The following is an 18,968-nucleotide window of genomic DNA, read 5'->3' as shown; positions in this document are numbered from 1 at the left end:
ACTCAGAGGGTCGCCAGCCAGCCCTCGGCGGCGCTCGCCCAGTTGGCGTAGGCCTTCGGGTAGGCGGAGAGCTGCACGGCCTGGGCGGCGTCGGTGATGCTCATCGACGACCACCCGGGCACGTCGAGCAGCCCGCGGGTCTTGCCCGTGTTCGGGTTGTTCCGCCCGCCGAAGAACAGCTTCGTCGCGTACGCCGGGTCCTGGAGCTTCGCCGCACTGCCCCAGCCCTGGCTCGGCCGCTGCTGGAACAGGCCGACGGAGTCGCGGTCACCGTGGGGCAGGTTGCGCAGGCTCGACTCCTGCATCGCGGCGGCCAACGCCACCACGATGCCGCGGTCGGACACTCCGAGGGAGCGGCCGACGGCGACGATGGTGGCCGCGTTCTGGCGCTGCTCGGCACTCAGTCCGACGGCGGCGCTCACCGCGGCACGCGACGGCGCGGCGGCCGTCGCCGCGGCGGAGCTCGACGACGGGATGACGAGGGTCTTCCCCGCGTAGATCGTGCTCGTGTAGGTCAGGCCGTTCGCCGACAACAGCGCGGCGACGGAGACGTGGTGGGACGCGGCGATCGAGCCGATCGTGTCGCCCGAGGAGATCTTCACACTCGACTTCGACGAACCCGACGAACCCGACGACGCGGCGGCCGTCGACACCGAGCCGCCACCGGACGAGCCGTGCGGCACCCGAAGGGTCTGGCCGGGGTAGATCACGCTGCGCTGCGAGAGCTTGTTCGCACTGAGGAGCGCCGTCGTCGACACGCCGACCCGCGACGCGATGCCGGACACGGTGTCGCCCGACTTGACGTGGTAGCTCGAGGTGCTCGACCCCGAGCCGGACGTCGATCCGGCGCTCGTCGTCGTGCGCGCCGTCGTCACCGCGGGCGTCGACGCCAGGTGCAGCGTCTGCCCGGGGTGGATGATCGTGTTCCAGCCGAGGCCGTTGCGCACCAGGACCTCCTGCGCCGACAGGCCGAAGCGGGCGGCGATGCCCGAGACCGTGTCGCCCTGACGGACGGTGTAGTTCGTGGGCACAGCCGTGGTGGGGGCCTTCGTCGTCGCGGCGACCGTCGTGACGGTGGTCTGCGACGGACGAGCGACCGCGGTACCGAAGACCGGACGGTTGCCGACGTTGCGGTCCTGGTCGACGTGGCGCTTGTGGTTCGCGTCCGCGTCGTCGTGTCGCGGTTCGGCGTGGGCGACCGGGCCGGTCAGGCCGGCGGTCACCGCGATCGTGCCCGCGAGGACGATGGGCATGGTCGCGAACCGGGCGGATCGTGCGCGTCGGGCGGCTTCGTCTGCAGCGTTGTCCACGGTTTCTCCTGATCTCGACTGTCCCGTGCGCGTGCATGCGCGCACTCACAGGTGGCACAACGCTGGCATGGTGTGATTCCCAAGTCAACCAGAGAGCCGGATGTGGTGCGTGTGACGAATGTGACGAACGAGGCGTACTCACTCGGTGCCCCGCTCTGGCACCATGGGCGTGTGAGTGCTGCACCCGTCGACGACCTGACCCTCTCCGAGCGCTGGCTGACCGTCCCCGAGCTGGTGGACCTGTTCAGCACCAGCCCCGGTCGGATCCACCGCCTGTTCGAGGAGCGGACCCTGCTGGCGGCCCGCGTCGGTGGCGTCCTGCGCGTACCGAGCGAGTTCATCGAGGACCGCGAGCCCCTGCCCGAGCTGCGTGGCACCCTCACCGTGCTCGGTGACAACGGCTTCACCGACGACGAGGCGGTCCGCTGGATGCTCACCGTCGACGACTCGATGGGCGTCTCGCCCATCGCGGCGCTGCGCGCCGGTCGCAAGGCCGAGGTGCGTCGCGTGGCGCAGTCGCTGCTCTAGACGCGTTCCGGATGGACGGGAGGCCCGTGGCGGTGTCGCCACGGGCCTCCCGTCTGTCCTGGTGTCGTGTCTAGGACGACCGGCGGCTGACCGTGTCGGCCAGCGACGCGAGCTGCTCGCGTGCCGACGGCGTCAGCGGCGACGCGTCGAGCGCCGCCTTCGCGCGCTGCACGTGCCGGTCGATGGAGCGTTCGACCGCGGCGACCGCACCGGACTCGGTGAGGGTGGCGCGGAGCATCTGCACCTGCTCCTCGTCGAGGTCCGGGTCGCCGAGGAGCTCGTCCAGCAGCTGCCGCGGGCCGCTCGCCAGGGCCTTGCGCGCCGAGGCGATGAGCACTGTGCGCTTGCCCTCGCGCAGGTCGTCGCCCGCGGGCTTGCCGGTGACCTCGGGGTCGCCGAACACGCCGAGCATGTCGTCGCGCAGCTGGTAGGCGACGCCGAGGGGGAGTCCGAAGGCGCGGAGGCCCTCGAGCTGCGACTCGCTCGCGCCGGCCACCAGGGCGCCGATGACGAGCGGTGCCTCGATCGAGTACTTCGCCGACTTGAAGACGATGACGCGCTGGGCGCGGAGCAGGTGCTCGGACTCGTCGATGACGGGCCAGGCTGTTTCTTCGTGCACGTCGAGGTACTGGCCCGCGGTGACGTCGAGGCGCATGGCGTGGAACTCCTGGCGCACGATGCGGCCGCGCACCGGGTCGAGGAGCGCGAGGCCCTCGTCGAACACCGAGTCGCTGAGGGAGAGCAGCAGGTCGCCGAGCAGCAGCGCCGAGTTCGTGCCGTACTGTCCGCGGTCGCCGACGAAACCGGACTCCTGGTGGAGCGACTCGAAGCGGCGGTGCGCCGCGGGACGCCCGCGACGGGTGTCCGAGCGGTCCATGATGTCGTCGTGCACGAGCGCCGCTGCGTGGAAGACCTCGAGCGCCGCGGCGACCGTGACGATCGCCTCGGCCGTGGTCTGGCGGGAGCCCTCGGCGAGCGGGTCGAACGAGCCCGAACGGCCCGCCACCGACTGCCATCCCCAGTAGCAGAACAGCGCCCGGAAGCGCTTGCCGCCGGACAGCAGATCACGTGCGTACAGGTCGAACGGGGCGAGATCGGGGCTGATCGCGAGGAGCCGCTCACGCTGCTCGTCGAGTGCCCGGTCGATACGCGCCGATACGAGGTCCACTAATCGCGTACTCTCAGCCACAGTCCCTACCCTAGTGGAGCGGTTGGGACATAGAATCGGTCCACTCAACCGAGTGTTTTCCAGCCCGGTTGTTCAACCCCGCGTCGATCCCAGGAACAGAGGGAACCCAGATGCCGCTCTCGGAACAGGAGCAGCGCCTTCTCGAAGAGATGGAGCGCAGCCTCTACCAGAACGATTCCGATTTCGTGGCGCGTGTCACACGTCGACAGGGTCGTCCGACGTACACGGCCATCACGCTCGGCGTGCTCGGTGCACTCGCCGGCGTCGCGATCGTCATCGTCGGTCTCGTGATCAAGGCCCCGCTGCTCGGCATCCTCGGCTTCGTCGTGATGCTCGCCGGTGTCCTCTTCGCGTTGCGCCCGGGCATGCGAGCCCCGAAGGCGAAGCCCGCTCGGCCGGGTGCTCCGGCGTCCGGTGGTTCGGCTCGTCCGGCCAGCGGTGGTGGCGGCGGGTCCTTCATGGACCGCATGAACGACCGCTGGGACAAGCGGAACGACCAGGGGCAGTAACCGCCCTCCACGCTCCTCCCTCGTGACGGGGTCGACCTTCGGGTCGGCCCCGTTTTCGCGTTCCCGGGGGTGTTCGCGCGGGCGAGCGCGGGCGAGCGTCGTCGAGGTTCCGAAATCTCGGCATCTCGCGCGCCCTGGCGTCCGTTCGTGGAACCTCGGCGACTCGCGCGCGGCATGTCGTGGAACCTCGGCGCGGTGCCGGCGCCGTGGTGTGAGCAGCCGGGCCTCCCGCACCACATCGGGCCGTGCTCCGCCGCGCCGCCGTGACGCTCCACCGGCTGCGAAAGTCCTCCACTTTCCTCCACGCCCTCCACTCCGGCCCAGATCCCCGCCATGACAGGCATCCGCGGCGATGGCTCAGCGGCAACCGGCGCTCGAACGGCCCCAGAAGGGGTGTCACGGGGCGAAAAGGGAGCGGAATCCTGCGCACGGGGAGGGGAGTGGAGTAAAGTGGGGCTTGCAACGGTCCGGTGGAGCGGAGGGGAGGCCCGACGTGCTGCTCGGTACTCATGCCCCGAAGCTCGACGAGAAGGGTCGCGTGATCCTCCCCGCCAAGTTCCGGGACGAACTGTCCGGGGGACTCGTGATGACCCGCGGCCAGGAACGCTGCGTCGTGGTCTTCAGTGCCCGGACGTTCGAGGAACTCCACGAGCGCATCCGGACCGCACCGATGACGTCGAAGCGCACCAGGGACTACATGCGCCTGTTCCTCTCGGGGGCCAGCGCCGAACAGCCCGACAAGCAGAACCGCGTGACGATCCCGCAGAACCTCCGTGAGTACGCGGGGCTCGAGCGGGACCTGACGGTCATCGGCAGCGGTGACCGTGCCGAGATCTGGTCGACCACCGCGTGGGAGGCCTACTACGCCGAAGCCGAAGAGGCGTTCGCCGACAACGACGAGGAGGTGATCCCGGGGATCTTCTGATCCGTGGATCGGGACTCCCAGCCGTGAAGCCCTGACATCACTTCCCCGATGTCAGGTCGCATGGATGGGGATCCGGACCCGCGGCCCAGGAGACGAGGGGCTGCACATGGCCGACAACGACAACGGGACACCACGCTTCCCGCACACGCCGGTGATGCTCGAGCGCATCGTCGACCTGTTCACGCCGACGCTCGACGGACCGGGCAAGGTCGTCGTGGACGCCACGCTCGGCATGGGCGGGCATTCCGAGGGGCTGCTCGAACGGTTCCCGGAGCTCACACTCATCGGTCTCGACCGCGACACCGACGCCCTCGGCATCGCGGGGGAGCGACTCGCCCGCTTCGGCGACCGCGTCCGTCTGGTGCACACCGTGTACGACGGCATCGTCGACGCCATCGAGGGCGAGGGCTTCCGTCAGGTCGACGGTGTGCTGTTCGACCTCGGTGTCAGCTCGCTGCAGCTCGACCGGGCCGAGCGCGGCTTCGCCTACAGCCAGGACGCGCCGCTCGACATGCGGATGGACCGGACCGAGGGGCAGACCGCCGCCGACGTCCTGGCCACCTACGACGAGGGTGAACTGCGCCGCATCTTCCAGCGCTACGGCGAGGAGAAGCTCGCCGGCCGGTACGCCCGCGCCATCGTCGAGCGCCGAGCGACCGCACCGTTCACGATGTCCGGCGATCTCGTCCAGGTGCTCCACGACGCGACCCCGGTCGCGATCCAGCGCCAGGGCCACCCGGCGAAGCGCGTGTTCCAGGCGCTGCGCATCGAGGTCAACGCCGAGCTCAGCGTCCTCGAGCGCGCGATCCCGGCGGCACTCGACGCCATCGCGGTCGGTGGCCGGATCGTCGTCGAGTCGTACCAGTCGCTCGAGGACCGCATCGTCAAGCGGGCACTCGTGGAGCGCACGAAGTCGAGCGCTCCCGCCGGGCTGCCCGTCGAGCTCCCCGAGCACGCCCCCACCTTCTCCCTGATCGTCAAGGGCGCCGAGCTGGCCGACGAGGCCGAGCGCGCCGCCAACCCCCGAGCAACACCCGTGCGCCTGCGCGCGGCCGAGCGGATCCGGAAGTGACATGAGCACGAACCTCGCACTCGTCGACCCCGCCGTCGTCCCGTCCCGCACCCCGCGCCCGGACCGGCAGAGCCGACCGGAGCTCGTCGAGGTCACCCCGACCGCGGCGCAGCGTCGTGCACGGCCCCGCATCGGCTACGCCGTCACTGCGGTCGTCGCGCTCGGCATCCTGCTGCTCGCCCAGCTCGGCATCAGCATGGTGCTCAGTCAGGGGGCCTACACGCTGAGCGCCCTCGGCACCGAGCAGACGAACCTCTCCCGCACGCAGCAGTCGCTCTCCGAGGAACTCCGCGTACTCGACTCGCCGCAGAACCTGGCCCGCAACGCGCAGTCGCTCGGGATGATCGCGAACTCCACGCCGGTGTACCTCGACCCCAAGACGGGCCGGGTGTACGGCACGCCGACGCCCGCGGTCGCCGACCCGGCCACGGCGAGCACGGAGAACCAGGTGCCGAACTCGCTGCTGGACGACGTCCCCCTCGCCGCGAAGCAGGGCGACACGTCGACGAGCAAGGAGACGGGCTCGACGACCGGCAGCGCCAGCACCGCCGGCAGCGCCGACGCGAAGGCCGATGACGCCGCCGACAGCGCGACGAGCAGCACGGCCGGCAGCGCCGCGTCTGAGAAGACGAGCGGCGCCAGCGCGTCGGACGGGGGTTCCTCGAAGTCCTCCGTAGAGTCCGACGCGAACCAGCTCCAGGCGCCCTCCACCCGGTGACCTGCGGGTCTGCACCACCCTCAGCACCATCCGGGAAGGACCGCACCGCGTGACGAAGACGATCCGCAACCGCCGACTGCGATACAGCATCGTGATGATCGCCGTGATCGCCCTGGTGGGCGTCTTCGTGGTCCGTCTCGTCGACATCCAGGTCGTGCAGGCCTCGGCCCTCAACGAGCAGTCCACCCAGAAGCGCAGCATCCCGGTGACCATCTACGGCACCCGCGGCTCGATCGTGGACCGCAACGGGACCGAACTCGCCGACAGCGTCACCCGGTACAACATCACCACCGCCCCGCGACTCGTCAAGAAGTTCACGGGCAAGCTCGGTGGGACACGGGTCAAGGACATCAGCGTGTCGACGGCGCTCACCGCCCTGGCGAAGGCCTCCGGCGGCGACGTCGCGACCATGCGCAAGAACATCGCCGCGAACCCGAAGTCGGACTTCGCCTACCTGGTCAAGGGCCTCGACGTGAAGCACTACGAGGCCGTGACCGACCTCGGCATCCCGTGGATCTACAAGGAGCAGCAGGCGTCGCGGGTCTACCCGACGGGTGCGACCACGGGCAACGTGACCGGCTTCATGGGTACCGACGGCGCGCAGGCCGGCCTGGAGTACGCGTACAACAAGTGCCTGGCCGGCACGAACGGCTCGGAGACCTACGAGCGCGGTGAGGACGGCGTCCAGCTCCCGGGCAGCACCGTGACGAAGAAACAGGCCAAGGACGGCGGCACGCTCGTCACGACGATCGACAGCGACCTGCAGTACATGGCGTTGCAGACCATCGCGTCCGCCGCGAAGACCCTGCAGGCGGAGTCCGCGACGGCCACGGTCACGAGCGTGAAGACGGGTGAGCTGCTCGCGGTCGCCGACTACCCGACGGTGGACCCGAACGACGTGGACGCCACCACCGACAAGGGAGCGTTCGGTTCTCGGGCCCTCACGGCGAGCTACGAGCCCGGATCGACGATCAAGGCCGCCATCGCTGCCGCCCTGATCGACCAGGGCAAGTCGAGTCCCACCGACCAGGCAGTCGTGCCCTACTCGCGTACGTTCCCCTGGGGTGGGACGATCCACGACTCGGAGTTCCACGAGACCGAGAACCTGACGCTGACGGGCATCCTGCAGAACTCGTCGAACGTCGGCATCACCGAGCTCGGCTCGCGGCTGACGGCTCAGCAGCGCTACGACTACATGCAGAAGTTCGGACTGTTCGAGCCGGAGTCGGCGATCGACTACCCGGGCCAGCCGTCGATGGACTACGGCTCGAGCCCGAACTGGGACCAGCAGACGAACATCAACTCGATGTTCGGCCAGGGCATCTCGACGACCGCGGTCCAGGTCGCCAGCGTGTTCCAGACCATCGCGAACGACGGTGTCCGGATCCCGCTGCACTTCGTCAAGGGGTGCACCACCTCGGACGGCACGACGATCGACGCGCCCGACGTGCAGAAGCAGCGCGTCGTGTCCGCCGACGCCGCGACGCAGGTCACCGACATGCTCCAGAGCGTGGTCACGGGAGGCACGCTCGTGGGCATGAAGCCGATCTCGGGCTACAACATCGCCGCGAAGACCGGTACGGCCGAGGTGGCCGAGGGCTCGAAGGGCTACGGCGGTCAGCGCATCACCTCGGTGGCCGGAATGGCACCCGCCGAAGACCCCCAGTATGTTGTCACGGTGACGTTCACGAAGCCGCAGACCAACAAGTGGTCGAGCGGAGCGGCTCCGGCGTTCCGCACACTCATGTCCCAGGTGCTCGAGAAGTACCGAGTAGCCCCCTCCGCGTCCGAGGCGAAGCTCTACCCGTCCACGTGGTGAGGAAGAAGGAATACTTGTCCGCACGGATCCCCCCGGTCCTCCGGCCCGAACACCCCACCCCGAGGGCGGTCGCCGAACTCGCGAACGCGTTCGGCCTCCGCGTCGTCGGCTCGGTCGACGCCGTCGAGACGACCGGTGTCACGCTGAGCGCCGCCGAGGTGCAGCCGGGTGACCTCTTCGTCGGCGTGCACGGTGCGAACCGTCACGGCGCGGAGTTCTCCGCCGAGGCCGCCGAGCGCGGTGCCGTCGCCGTCCTGACCGACGACGCCGGTGTGGCGAGCGCGCAGGCCGCCGGTCTGCCGGTGCTCGTCGTGGACGACCCCCGTGCTGCCCTGGGCGACGTGTCGGCCTGGGTCTACCGCACCCACCCGGACGAGGCCACCGACCTGCCGCAGCTGTTCGCCGTCACCGGCACGAACGGCAAGACGAGCACGTCCTACATCCTCGAGGGGATCCTCAAGCAGCTCGGCCTGGTCACCGGCCTGAGCTCGACCGCCGAGCGCCACATCGGCGCGCTCAGCGTGACGAGCCGCCTCACCACGCCCGAGGCCAGCGAGATGCACGCGCTCCTCGCCCGGATGCGCGAGAGCGAGGTGCGCGCGGTCGCCGTCGAGGTGAGCGCACAGGCACTCAGCCGCCACCGGGTCGACGGCATCGTCTTCGACGTCGCGGCCTTCACGAACCTGTCGCACGACCACCTCGACGACTACGCCGACATGGAGGAGTACTACCAGGCGAAGCTCCCGCTGTTCCAGCCCGAGCACGCCCGTCGCGGCGTCGTCTCGCTGGACACCGACTGGGGCCACCGCGTGGTGCAGGACTCCCGCATCCCGGTCACGACGATCACGGTGCACCCGGACGTCGAGGCCGAGTGGCACGTCGACATCGTCGAGGCACACGCCGCCTACACCGAGTTCCGCCTCACCGGTCCCGAGGGTCGCGAGCTCACCACCCGTGTGCCCCTGATCGGCTGGCACATGGCCGCGAACGCCGCACTGGCGATCGTCATGCTGGTCGAGGGCGGCTTCGAGCTCGGTGCGATCGCGCACGCGCTCGAGACGAACCACCGCCGCTACCCCGACGAGGACGAGCGCGAGCAGCGCGGCGAACGGACGAGCGCCATCGAGTGCTACCTGCCCGGCCGGACCGAGCGCGTCTCGGGCGAGCACGGCCCGAGCGTCTACGTCGACTTCGGGCACAGCGCCGACGCCTTCGAGAACACCCTCGCCGCCGTGCGCCAGTTCACGCCGGGCAAGGTCCTCATGCTGTTCGGCGCGGACGGTGACCGTGACACCACGAAGCGCGGCGACATGGCCCGCGTCGCAGCGGCCGGCAGCGACATCCTCGTCGTCACCGACCACCACCCCCGCTTCGAGGACGCCGCATCGATCCGGAAGACCCTGGTCGACGCCGCGCGCGAGGCGTTCCCGGACCACGAGCTGCACGAGGTGAGCCCACCAGAAGCCGCCATCCGCCTGGCCGTCGGTCTGCTCGGCGAGGGCGACTCGATCCTCTGGGCCGGCCCTGGCCACCAGGACTACCGCGACATCGCCGGCGTCCGCACTCCCTACTCGGCACGCGACGAGGCCCGTCAGGCCCTGCGCGAAGCGGGTTGGGAACCGAACTCCGGTCCGGCCGAGGACCTCCGATGATCGCGCTCACCCTCGCCGAGATCGCCACCGCGGTCGGCGGCGAGCTGATCGGTGGCGCCCAGGCGACCGACGTCGCCGAGCCCGGCGACCTGGTGGTCGAGGGCTCGGTCGAGACCGACTCGCGCCTGGTCCGCCCCGGCAGCGTCTTCTTCGCCCTGCCCGGCGAGGTCACGGACGGGCGCCGCTTCGTGCCCGCCGCGACCGAGGCCGGCGCAGCGCTCGTCATCACGCCCGAACGGGTGGACACCACCGCGCCGCAGATCGTCGTCGCGGACGGCTACGCCGCCCTCGCCGCGCTCGCGCACGAGGTCGTCACCCGTGTCCGGATGGCCTCCGCCGACCGTGTCGACGCCGAGGGACGGCCGGCACCCTTGCGGGTCGTCGGCATCACCGGCTCGAACGGCAAGACGAGCACGAAGAACATGCTCCGGACGATCCTCGAGCAGCACGGCGAGACCGTCGCGCCCCAGGGGTCCTTCAACAACCACGTCGGGGCACCGATCTCGATGCTCCGGGTCACGTACGACACGCGGTTCCTGGTGGTCGAGATGGGGGCGAGCGGCGTCGGCCACATCGCCGCGCTCGTGCGCATCGCCGAGCCGGACGTCGGGGTCGTGCTCAAGGTCGGCCTCGCGCACGCCGGCGAGTTCGGCGGCATCGAGGCCACGCAGCGGGCGAAGTCCGAGATGGTCACCGACCTGCCCGCGTCCGCGACCGCGCTGCTCAACGTCGACGACGACCGGGTCGCGTCGATGCGCGAGCTGACGGCCGCGCAGGTGGTCGGCTTCGGCACGTCGGCGGATGCCGACTACCGCATCACCGGCATCGAGACGGACCGCAGCGGCACCCGCTTCACCCTCACCGCGCCTCCCGTCCCCGCAGGCGACCCGTCTGCAGACGGAGGCCGAACGGGAGGCCCGGATCACGTCGACGTGCGCCTCGCGATCCTGGGTGAGCACCACGCGATGAACGCGGCCGCCGCCCTGACGGTCGCCCACCGCTGGGGTGTCCCGCTCGCCGACGGCGCCGCGGCGCTCGCGTCGATGACGCGCGCCGAGCGCTGGCGCATGGAGCTGCTGCAGGGCGGCCCCGAGGGCGTCACCGTGATCAACGACGCCTACAACGCGTCACCGGACTCGACCGCAGCGGCGCTGCGGACCCTGGCGCAGATCGTGCGTCCGGGGGAGCGGACCGTCGCCGTGCTCGGCGAGATGGCCGAGCTCGGCGAGTTCTCGACCGAGGAGCACGACCGCATCGGTCGGCTCGTCGTCCGTCTCGGCATCGGACAGCTCGTGGTCGTCGGCCGCGGCGCCATGCCCATCCACCAGGCCGCCACCCTCGAGGGATCGTGGGACGGCGAGTCGGTATTCATCGAGGACGTCGACGACGCCGTCCGATCACTCCAGGACATGCTCCGCCCCGGCGACGTGGTCCTGGTCAAGTCCTCGAAGTCGGCGGAACTGCGATTCCTCGGCGACCGCCTCGGAGGTGTCACCGAATGATCGCGCTCCTCATCGCCGGCGCTGTGTCGCTGGTGTTCACGTTGCTGCTCACCCCGTTCTTCATCAAGTTGTTCCACCGTCTCGGGTGGGGGCAGTTCATCCGTGACGACGGCCCGCAGTCGCACCACACGAAGCGCGGCACCGCGACGATGGGCGGCATCGTCCTCATTATCGGTGCGGTGATCGGGTACTTCGTCGGGCACCTGGTCGGGGGCGACTCGATCACGCTGTCCGGCCTGCTCGTGCTCTTCCTCATGGTCGGCCTGGGCTTCGTCGGGTTCATCGACGACTTCTTGAAGGTCCGGCGCCAGCGGAGCCTCGGGCTCGGTGGCTGGGCGAAGGTCCTCGGTCAGGTCATCGTCGGGGTCATCTTCGCGACGGTCGCCCTGGTGGTGCCGACGTCGAACGGCAAGCCCCCGGCGTCGACCATGATCTCAGCGGTCCGGGACATCCCGTGGCTCGACTTCATGGCGCTCGGCACCGTCATCGGCACCGTGCTGTTCCTCGCCTGGATCGTCCTGCTGACGGTGTCCACGTCGAACGGCGTGAACGTGGCCGACGGTCTCGACGGTCTCGCGACCGGTTCGAGCATCCTGGCGATCGGCTCGTACGTGATCATCGGCTTCTGGCAGTCGAACCAGATCTGCGGCGGTGCCCGGCTCGACGCGAGCACCGAGCACGCCTGCTACACCGTGAGCAACCCGCTCGACCTGGCGGTCGTCGCGGCCGCGGTCTGCGGTGGGCTCATCGGCTTCCTCTGGTACAACACGTCGCCGGCGCAGATCTTCCTCGGCGACACCGGTTCGCTCGGCCTCGGTGGCGCGCTGGCGGGTCTCGCGATCCTCAGCCGCACCGAGCTGCTGCTCATCCTGATCGGTGGCCTGTTCTTCATCGTCACCGGCTCGGTCATCCTGCAGCGGGCGTACTTCAAGATCACCCACGGCAAGCGGATCTTCCGGATGAGTCCGCTGCACCACCACTTCGAACTGAAGGGGTGGGCCGAGGTGACGGTCGTCGTCCGGTTCTGGATCATCGCGGGGCTCTTCGTCGCCGCGGGGGTCGGCCTCTTCTACCTCGAATGGATCGCACGCGTTGGTTGACCCGGTGTCCTCGTCCTCCCGCCTCCAGTCCCTCGACAGCTGGTACGCCGAGGGGTGGAAGGGCCTGAACGTCGCCGTCCTCGGCCTCGGCGCGACCGGCTTCTCGGTCGCCGACACCCTGGTCGAGCTCGGCAGCGCGGTCACGGTGTACTCGACCGACGCGCCGTCGGACAGCGTCGAGCTGCTCGACGTCATCGGGGCCCGCTTCGTGCAGACCCCGCTCGACGCCGTCCCGGCCGCGCTGCAGGAGCAGGCGCCCGACGTCGTCATCGTGTCGCCCGGCCTGCCGCCGCACAACGCGACCGTGCAGTGGTCCGTCCGGAACAGCACCGTCTGGGGTGACATCGAGCTCGCCTGGCGCGTGCGCGACAAGGTCGTGCGCGGCCCGGTCGCCGCGCCGTGGATCACGATCACGGGCACCAACGGCAAGACCACCACCACGCAGCTCACGACCGCGATGTACGAGGCCGGCGGCCTGCGTGCCGTGGCCTGCGGCAACATCGGTGTGCCGGTGCTCGACGTCGTGCGCGACCCGGACGGCTACGACGTGCTCGTGGTCGAGCTCTCGAGCCACCAGCTGCACTACATGGCGACCTCGGGGGACGGTGCGGTCGTGCCGCTCGCGAGCGCCTGCCTGAACATCGCCGACGACCACCTCGAGTGGCACGGCTCCGCCGCGGCCTACCGTGCCGCGAAGGCCAAGGTCTACGAGCGCACCGTGATGGCGTGCGTCTACAACACCGCCGACGACGTCACGCGCGACATGGTCCAGGAGGCCGACGTGGTCGAGGGCTGCCGCGCCGTCGGTTTCACGCCCGGGGTGCCCGCGCCCGGTGACGTCGGCATCGTCGAGGACGTCCTCTGCGACCGTGCCTTCACCGAGGACCGTCGGAACAGCGCGCTCGAACTCTCGACCGTCGCCGACCTCGAGGCTGCCGGGCTCGCCAGCCCGCACATGACGATGAACGTCCTCGCCGCCGCTGCCCTGGCCCGTGCCGGCACGGTCCAGCCGAGCGCCATCCAGTCGGCCGTCCGGGCGTTCCGCGCCGACCACCACCGCACCGAGCTCGTGGCCCAGGCGGACGGCATCACCTGGGTCGACGACTCCAAGGCCACGAACCCGCACGCCGCCACCGCGTCGCTCGCGTCGTTCGACACCGTCGTCTGGATCGTCGGGGGCCTGTTCAAGGGCGTCGACGTGGACGCCCTCGTCGAGCGGTTCGGCCCCGAGGTGCGCGCCGTCGTGGTGATCGGCACCGACCGGACCCCCGTCCTGGAGGCATTCGCGCGACACGCGTCCGGGGTGCCGGTGCTCCAGGTGGAGACGACGGACACTGATCAGGTCATGCCCGAGGCGGTCCGGCATGCCGCATCGGTCGCGAGACCGGGCGACACGGTCCTCCTCGCCCCGGCGGCTGCGTCGTTCGACCAGTTCGGCTCCTACGCCGACCGGGGGCGTCGTTTCGCGGCGGCGGTCCACGAGCACCTGGGAGGCAACGCCGATGGCGACGACGGATCTTCCGAACAGTCGTAGCACGCCGGCGACGGGCACCCCGCGTCGCACGAACGGCGCACTCGTCGCCGTCAAGAACGTCTTCGTCGCCGAGTCGAGCACCTTCTACACGATCCTCGGCGTCACGCTGTTCCTGGTCGTCTTCGGCGTCGTGATGGTCCTGTCGTCGTCGAGCGTCGAGCAGTACGCCGCGACGCACGACTTCTTCGGTGCGGCGTCCCGCCAGGGGCTCTACGCGGTCCTCGGCGTCCCGCTCATGCTCGTCGCGAGTCGTGTCCCGACGCGGCTGTGGCGGAAGTGGGCGATGCGCCTGCTCGGTGCCGCGCTCGCCCTGCAGCTCCTCGTCTACACACCGCTCGGCATCGACGTCCAGGGCAACCGGAACTGGATCGGCATCGGCTCGTTCACCGCGCAGCCGTCCGAGGTCGTCAAGCTCGGTCTGGTGCTCGGCATCGGCGCGATCATGTACGTCAAGCGCGACAAGCTCGACGACTGGAAAGAGGTGTTCATCCCGATCGGGATCGCCTCGCTCCTGTCGCTCGGCCTCGTGATCCTCGGTGGCGACCAGGGCACCGCGATGATCATGCTCATCCTGGTCCTCGGTGCGCTCTACGTCGGCGGCGCCCGGGCCCGGCACCTGCTGGTCGGCCTGGCGGCGATGGCGGTCATGCTGCCGTTCGTGACGATGGCCTCGTCGTCCCGTCAGGTGCGCATCAGCGCGTGGCTGTCCGGCTGCACCGACTCCAACCAGTACGCCGACCTGTGCTGGCAGCCCGTGCACGGCATGTGGGCGCTCGCGTCCGGTGGCGTGTTCGGCGTCGGGCTCGGCAACTCCAAGGCGAAGTGGTCGTGGCTGCCGGAGGCGGACAACGACTACATCTTCGCGATCATCGGCGAGGAGCTCGGGCTGATCGGCGCCGTCGTCGTGCTCGCACTGTTCGTCGTGCTCGCCGTCGGCATGATCAAGATCATCCGGCAGTCCCGCGACCCGTTCGTGAAGACCGTCACGGGCGGCATCCTCGCGTGGATCATCGGCCAGGCGCTGGTGAACATCGCCGTGGTCCTCGGCCTGCTCCCGGTCCTCGGCGTCCCACTGCCGCTCATCTCGGCCGGCGGGTCCGCGCTCATCATGACCCTGGTGGCGATCGGCGTCGTGCTGTCGTTCGCCCGTGACCTGCCCGGCAAGAACGACCCGCGCACCACGAACCCGCCCCTCGACAGCACCACCACGAACGGACGACTCCGGTGAGCAAGTACCTCTTCGCCGGCGGTGGCACCGCCGGACACGTCAACCCGCTGCTCGCGGTCGCCGACCGGCTGACCGAGCGCGAGCCGGACGCCGAGGTGCTCGTCCTGGGCACCGCCGAGGGTCTGGAGTCCCGCCTGGTGCCGATGCGCGGCTACGAGCTCCTCACGATCCCGCGTCTCCCGTTCCCCCGGAAGCTGGGCGGCGCGGCCCTGCGCTTCCCGCAGCGGTTCGCAGCGGCCGTCAAGCGGACCGAGCAGATCATCCGCGAGCGCGAGGTCGAGGTCGTCCTCGGCGTCGGCGGCTACGCGGCGGCACCGGCGTACATCGCGGCCCGGCGCACCGGCACCCCGATCGTCGTGCACGAGCAGAACGCGAAGCCCGGGCTGGCCAACCGCCTGGCCGCGTTCCTCACCGACCACGTCGGCCTGACCTTCTCGAACACCCGACTGCGGCACGGCCGGGTCGTGGGCATGCCGCTCCGGCGCGAGATCGAGTCGCTCGACCGTCGTGCGAGCCGGCCTGCGGCCCTCGCGGAGTTCGGGCTCGACCCGTCCCGCCCCGTGCTGCTCGTCACGGGAGGCTCGTCGGGCGCCCGCAGCATCAACCGCACGATCAACGCGTCCGCGGCGACGATCGTGGGTGCCGGTTGGCAGATCCTGCACGTCGTCGGTGCGGCGTCCGACATCGGTCCGAGCGACCTCGACGGCTACCACGTCCTGGCGTACTGCGACCGGATGGACCTGGCGTACGCGGCGAGCGACTTCGTCGTGTCGCGCTCCGGCGCCGGCATGGTCTGCGAGCTCACCGCGGTCGGGCTGCCGAGCGTGCTCGTGCCGTACCCTGTCGGCAACGGCGAGCAGCGCCACAACGCGAAGGACGTCGTCGACGCCGGGGGAGCGGTGCTCGTGGCGGACGGGGAATTCGACCAGGACTGGGTGACGTTCCAACTCCTGACGATCCTGCAGGACCGGTCCCGCATCGCGGACATGACGGTCCGGGCGGGCAGCGTCGGGCACCGCGACGGCGCCGACCGGATGACCGACCTCGTCCTCGACGCCGCGAGGCACGCGCAGCACGGCACCGGCGCAGCCAGCACCACGGAGGAACCATGACCATCAAGCCCGACCTGACGCAGCCGATCCCGGACGACCTCGGCACCGTGCACTTCGTCGGCATCGGCGGCGCCGGCATGAGCGGCATCGCCCGGATGTTCCTGGCCGCCGGCCACCGCGTCACCGGCAGCGACTCCCGTGAGACCGAGACGACGGGCATCATGCGCGACCTCGGTGCCGCGGTGCACATCGGCCACGACGCCGCGAACGTCGGCGACGCGGACACCATCGTCGTCACGAGCGCGCTGTGGCCGGACAACCCCGAACTGCTCGAGGCGCAGCGCCGCGGTCTGCCGGTGCTGCACCGGTCGCAGGCCCTGGCCGCCCTGATCGCCGAGCACCGCCTCGTGGCGGTCGCCGGTGCCCACGGCAAGACCACCTCGACCGGCATGATCGTCACCGCGATGGTCGAGCTCGGCCTCGACCCGAGCTTCGTCAACGGCGGCGTCATCCAGTCGCTCGGGACGAGCTCGGCGCCGGGCACGAGCGACCTGTTCGTGGTCGAGGCCGACGAGTCCGACGGCTCGTTCCTGCTCTACGACGTCGCCGTGGCCCTCATCACGAACGTCGACGCCGACCACCTCGACCACTACGGCAGCGAGGAGGCGTTCACCGAGGCGTTCGTCGAGTTCGCCGCGAAGGCGAGCGAGCGCATCGTCATCTCGAGCGACGACGCCGGTGCCAAGACCGTCACGGCCGGCATCCGACAGCGCGCCGACGCCCCCGAGGTCGTCACCTTCGGCGAGGCCGTCGACGCCGACGTGCGCATCGAGCGGATCATCGAGTCCGCGGGCGTCGAGGTCGAGTTCCGTTCCGGCGGCGAAGCGCACCACCTGACACTGCGCGTGCCGGGCCGACACAACGCGATCAACGCCGTCGGCGCCTTCGCGGTCCTGACCGGCCTGGGCGTCAGCGCCGCGGACGCGATCCGCGGGCTCGAGGCCTTCGGCGGCACCCAGCGGCGCTTCGAACTGCACGGCGTCGAGCGCGGGGTGTCCGTCTACGACGACTACGCGCACCACCCGACCGAGGTCGCGGCGGCGCTGAAGGCCGCCCGCAACGTCGTCGGCGACGGCCGCATCATCGCCATCCACCAGCCGCACCTGTACTCCCGCACCCGCCTGATGGCCGGCGACTTCGCCCGGGTATACGAGGAACTCGCCGACCACACCGTCGTCCTCGACGTCTACGGTGCGCGCGAGGACCCGGAGCCCGGCGTGACCGGTGCCCTGGTGCAGGAGCGCTTCGCCGACCAGTCCCGCGTGGAGTTCCTGCCCGACTGGGACGAGGCCGCCGCCCGTGCCGCCGCGGTCGCCCGTGACGGCGACATCATCATGACGCTCAGCTGCGGTGACGTGTACCGGATCATCCCGCAGGTGCTCGGTGCCCTCCACGACGACGGCGCGCTGACGCGGTGAAGCGACCAGAGGGGTTCGACGAGGGGGACGTCCGCAGGGACGTCCCCGCCGAGGGTGCCGACGCGCCCCGGCAGCGTCGTGGTCCCTCGATGCCGCGGCTCCCGTTCCGTGGGCGCCCCGCGGACGACCGGGAGGCCCGTCCCGCGTCCGACGAGTCGGCTGCGGTCGACGAGGCCCCGGCCCCCACCACCTCGACCGCCGATGCCGCCGACTCGACGCGTGACCGCGTCGGCACCCTCGCGGGCGCGGCCGGCCGCCGCGTCGGCGCCGGCTTCGGGGCCGTCGCCGACCGCCTGCGCGAGTACACACCGGACGAGGACCACCGCGATTCGCGCCCCGACGCGGGCAACGCGCCCCGAGGAGACGGGGCGCGACGACCGTCCGGGGGCGCGGCGGGCAGTGCACGCGACCAGGACGCGACCGTGACGGACGTGCTCGACGCGGGCAGTGCCTCCCGGCCGGTCCACCACGACGACGCACCGATCGGTGCCGGCGTCCGTGCGGCCGAGACCGCACGCGAGGCGCGCGTCGCGAAGCGCCGCCGCCGCCTGCTCGAGCGGGCCGAGGTCCGTCGCTTCACCCGCCGCAGCCGTCACCGGCGCGCTGCCTGGATCACCGCGGCCGGCATCGTGCTCGTGCTCGGCGTCTCGATCCTGGTGGCGGTCTTCTCGCCGCTGATGGCGCTGCAGACGATCGAGGTGAAGGGCACGAACCGCGTCGACGAGACCGCGTTGCGACAGGCGCTGTCCGATCAGGTCGGCACGCCGCTCGCACGACTCGACTTCGACGCGATCAAGCAGGACATCGCCGGCTTCCCGCTCATCGAGAGCTACGTGACGGAAGAGGCGCCGCCGCACACCCTCGTCGTGACGGTCACCGAGCGCACGCCCGTCGTGGCCGTGAAGTCCGGCAGCTCGTTCGACCTCGTCGACCCGGCCGGCATCGTCGTGCAGTCGTCGCCGAAGCGTCCGGCCACGATGCCGCTCGCCGACATCGCCCGCGCGCGCCTCGGATCCTCGAGCTTCCGCACCATGACCGAGGTCGTGCTGGCGCTGCCCTCGACGGTGCGGTCGCAGGTCACGCGGGTCGCCGGGTCAACCGCCGACGACGTGACCCTGACCCTCAAGGACGGCTCGACCGTCGTGTGGGGGAGCCCCGACGACTCCGACACGAAGGCCGCGTTGCTCGCCGCCCTGGTGAAGGACCACGCGGCGCGGAACCCGGGCGTCGTCGTCGAGTACGACGTGTCGGCACCGGACAACGGCGTGATCCGCGCGAAGGACTGAATTGCCGACCTGATCGGCGACACGCGGCGTGGCGGGGCGACAGTGCGCGGAACCCACCCGTAGCGT

Annotated in this window: 16 protein-coding genes; 14 read left to right on the top strand and 2 right to left on the bottom strand. The window is 70.6% G+C overall.

Annotation, left to right across the window (positions count from 1 at the left end; all coding sequences use genetic code 11):
* Nucleotides 1-2 precede the first annotated feature (2 nt).
* Nucleotides 3-1,310: a LysM peptidoglycan-binding domain-containing protein gene (locus tag ACVKXF_RS13155; RefSeq protein WP_456795963.1), complete on the bottom strand. Its 1,308-nt coding sequence runs from the start codon at nt 1,308-1,310 to the stop codon at nt 3-5.
* 171 nt (nt 1,311-1,481) lie between these two features.
* Here ACVKXF_RS13155 and ACVKXF_RS13150 point away from each other — a divergent pair, with 171 nt between their 5' ends.
* On the top strand, nt 1,482-1,838 hold the full coding sequence (locus ACVKXF_RS13150) for an Rv2175c family DNA-binding protein (RefSeq protein ID WP_222660695.1): 357 nt from the start codon (nt 1,482-1,484) through the stop codon (nt 1,836-1,838).
* A 70-nt stretch (nt 1,839-1,908) separates the two neighbouring features.
* On the opposite strand, the gene ACVKXF_RS13145 is transcribed toward ACVKXF_RS13150, so the two are convergent.
* Nucleotides 1,909-3,027, bottom strand: a complete 1,119-nt coding sequence (locus ACVKXF_RS13145; RefSeq protein WP_123312961.1) for a polyprenyl synthetase family protein — start codon at nt 3,025-3,027, stop codon at nt 1,909-1,911.
* 110 nt (nt 3,028-3,137) lie between these two features.
* Here ACVKXF_RS13145 and ACVKXF_RS13140 point away from each other — a divergent pair, with 110 nt between their 5' ends.
* The 13 genes from ACVKXF_RS13140 (at nt 3,138) to ACVKXF_RS13080 (ending at nt 18,902) form a co-directional block, all read left to right on the top strand.
* Entirely contained in the window at nt 3,138-3,536 is a 399-nt protein-coding gene (locus ACVKXF_RS13140; protein ID WP_131920617.1) for a DUF3040 domain-containing protein, read from the top strand.
* Nucleotides 3,537-4,029: 493 nt separating this feature from the next.
* Nucleotides 4,030-4,461, top strand: a complete 432-nt coding sequence (gene mraZ / locus ACVKXF_RS13135) for a division/cell wall cluster transcriptional repressor MraZ (RefSeq protein WP_071254530.1) — start codon at nt 4,030-4,032, stop codon at nt 4,459-4,461.
* 106 nt (nt 4,462-4,567) lie between these two features.
* Nucleotides 4,568-5,533 carry a 16S rRNA (cytosine(1402)-N(4))-methyltransferase RsmH gene (rsmH, locus tag ACVKXF_RS13130; RefSeq protein ID WP_456795962.1) on the top strand — a complete coding sequence of 322 codons (966 nt, stop codon included), beginning with the start codon at nt 4,568-4,570 and terminating at the stop codon, nt 5,531-5,533.
* Nucleotide 5,534: 1 nt separating this feature from the next.
* On the top strand, nt 5,535-6,251 hold the full coding sequence (locus tag ACVKXF_RS13125) for a hypothetical protein (protein ID WP_456795961.1): 717 nt from the start codon (nt 5,535-5,537) through the stop codon (nt 6,249-6,251).
* Between the two features lie 49 nt (nt 6,252-6,300).
* Complete coding sequence (locus ACVKXF_RS13120; protein ID WP_456795960.1) at nt 6,301-8,070, top strand: peptidoglycan D,D-transpeptidase FtsI family protein; 1,770 nt, start codon at nt 6,301-6,303, stop codon at nt 8,068-8,070.
* A gap of 14 nt (nt 8,071-8,084) precedes the next feature.
* Nucleotides 8,085-9,722, top strand: coding sequence for a Mur ligase family protein (locus ACVKXF_RS13115; protein WP_456795959.1), 1,638 nt, complete (start codon nt 8,085-8,087; stop codon nt 9,720-9,722).
* Nucleotides 9,719-11,224: a UDP-N-acetylmuramoyl-tripeptide--D-alanyl-D-alanine ligase gene (locus tag ACVKXF_RS13110; protein WP_123312955.1), complete on the top strand. Its 1,506-nt coding sequence runs from the start codon at nt 9,719-9,721 to the stop codon at nt 11,222-11,224. The genes ACVKXF_RS13115 and ACVKXF_RS13110 overlap by 4 nt, the downstream gene beginning before the upstream one ends.
* A complete protein-coding gene (mraY, locus tag ACVKXF_RS13105) occupies nt 11,221-12,324 on the top strand; it encodes a phospho-N-acetylmuramoyl-pentapeptide-transferase (protein ID WP_123312954.1) in 1,104 nt (367 codons plus the stop codon). Before ACVKXF_RS13110 ends, mraY begins: the two co-directional genes overlap by 4 nt.
* Nucleotides 12,325-12,328: 4 nt before the next feature.
* The gene (gene murD, locus ACVKXF_RS13100) at nt 12,329-13,858 is read left to right on the top strand and encodes a UDP-N-acetylmuramoyl-L-alanine--D-glutamate ligase (RefSeq protein ID WP_396290952.1); all 1,530 of its coding nucleotides are present in this window, start codon (nt 12,329-12,331) and stop codon (nt 13,856-13,858) included.
* On the top strand, nt 13,827-15,086 hold the full coding sequence (gene ftsW, locus ACVKXF_RS13095; protein WP_456795958.1) for a putative lipid II flippase FtsW: 1,260 nt from the start codon (nt 13,827-13,829) through the stop codon (nt 15,084-15,086). The genes murD and ftsW overlap by 32 nt, the downstream gene beginning before the upstream one ends.
* Nucleotides 15,083-16,198 carry a UDP-N-acetylglucosamine--N-acetylmuramyl-(pentapeptide) pyrophosphoryl-undecaprenol N-acetylglucosamine transferase gene (locus tag ACVKXF_RS13090; protein ID WP_340197021.1) on the top strand — a complete coding sequence of 372 codons (1,116 nt, stop codon included), beginning with the start codon at nt 15,083-15,085 and terminating at the stop codon, nt 16,196-16,198. The genes ftsW and ACVKXF_RS13090 overlap by 4 nt, the downstream gene beginning before the upstream one ends.
* Nucleotides 16,195-17,616 (top strand): UDP-N-acetylmuramate--L-alanine ligase, encoded by a 1,422-nt coding sequence (murC, locus tag ACVKXF_RS13085; RefSeq protein ID WP_340197020.1) that lies wholly within the window; start codon nt 16,195-16,197, stop codon nt 17,614-17,616. Before ACVKXF_RS13090 ends, murC begins: the two co-directional genes overlap by 4 nt.
* The gene (locus ACVKXF_RS13080; RefSeq protein ID WP_456795957.1) at nt 17,613-18,902 is read left to right on the top strand and encodes an FtsQ-type POTRA domain-containing protein; all 1,290 of its coding nucleotides are present in this window, start codon (nt 17,613-17,615) and stop codon (nt 18,900-18,902) included. The genes murC and ACVKXF_RS13080 overlap by 4 nt, the downstream gene beginning before the upstream one ends.
* The last annotated feature ends 66 nt before the right edge of the window (nt 18,903-18,968 follow it).

It is taken from the genome of Curtobacterium sp. PvP017 (assembly GCF_054060195.1).
This window is presented reverse-complemented; position numbering and strand designations above follow the sequence as displayed.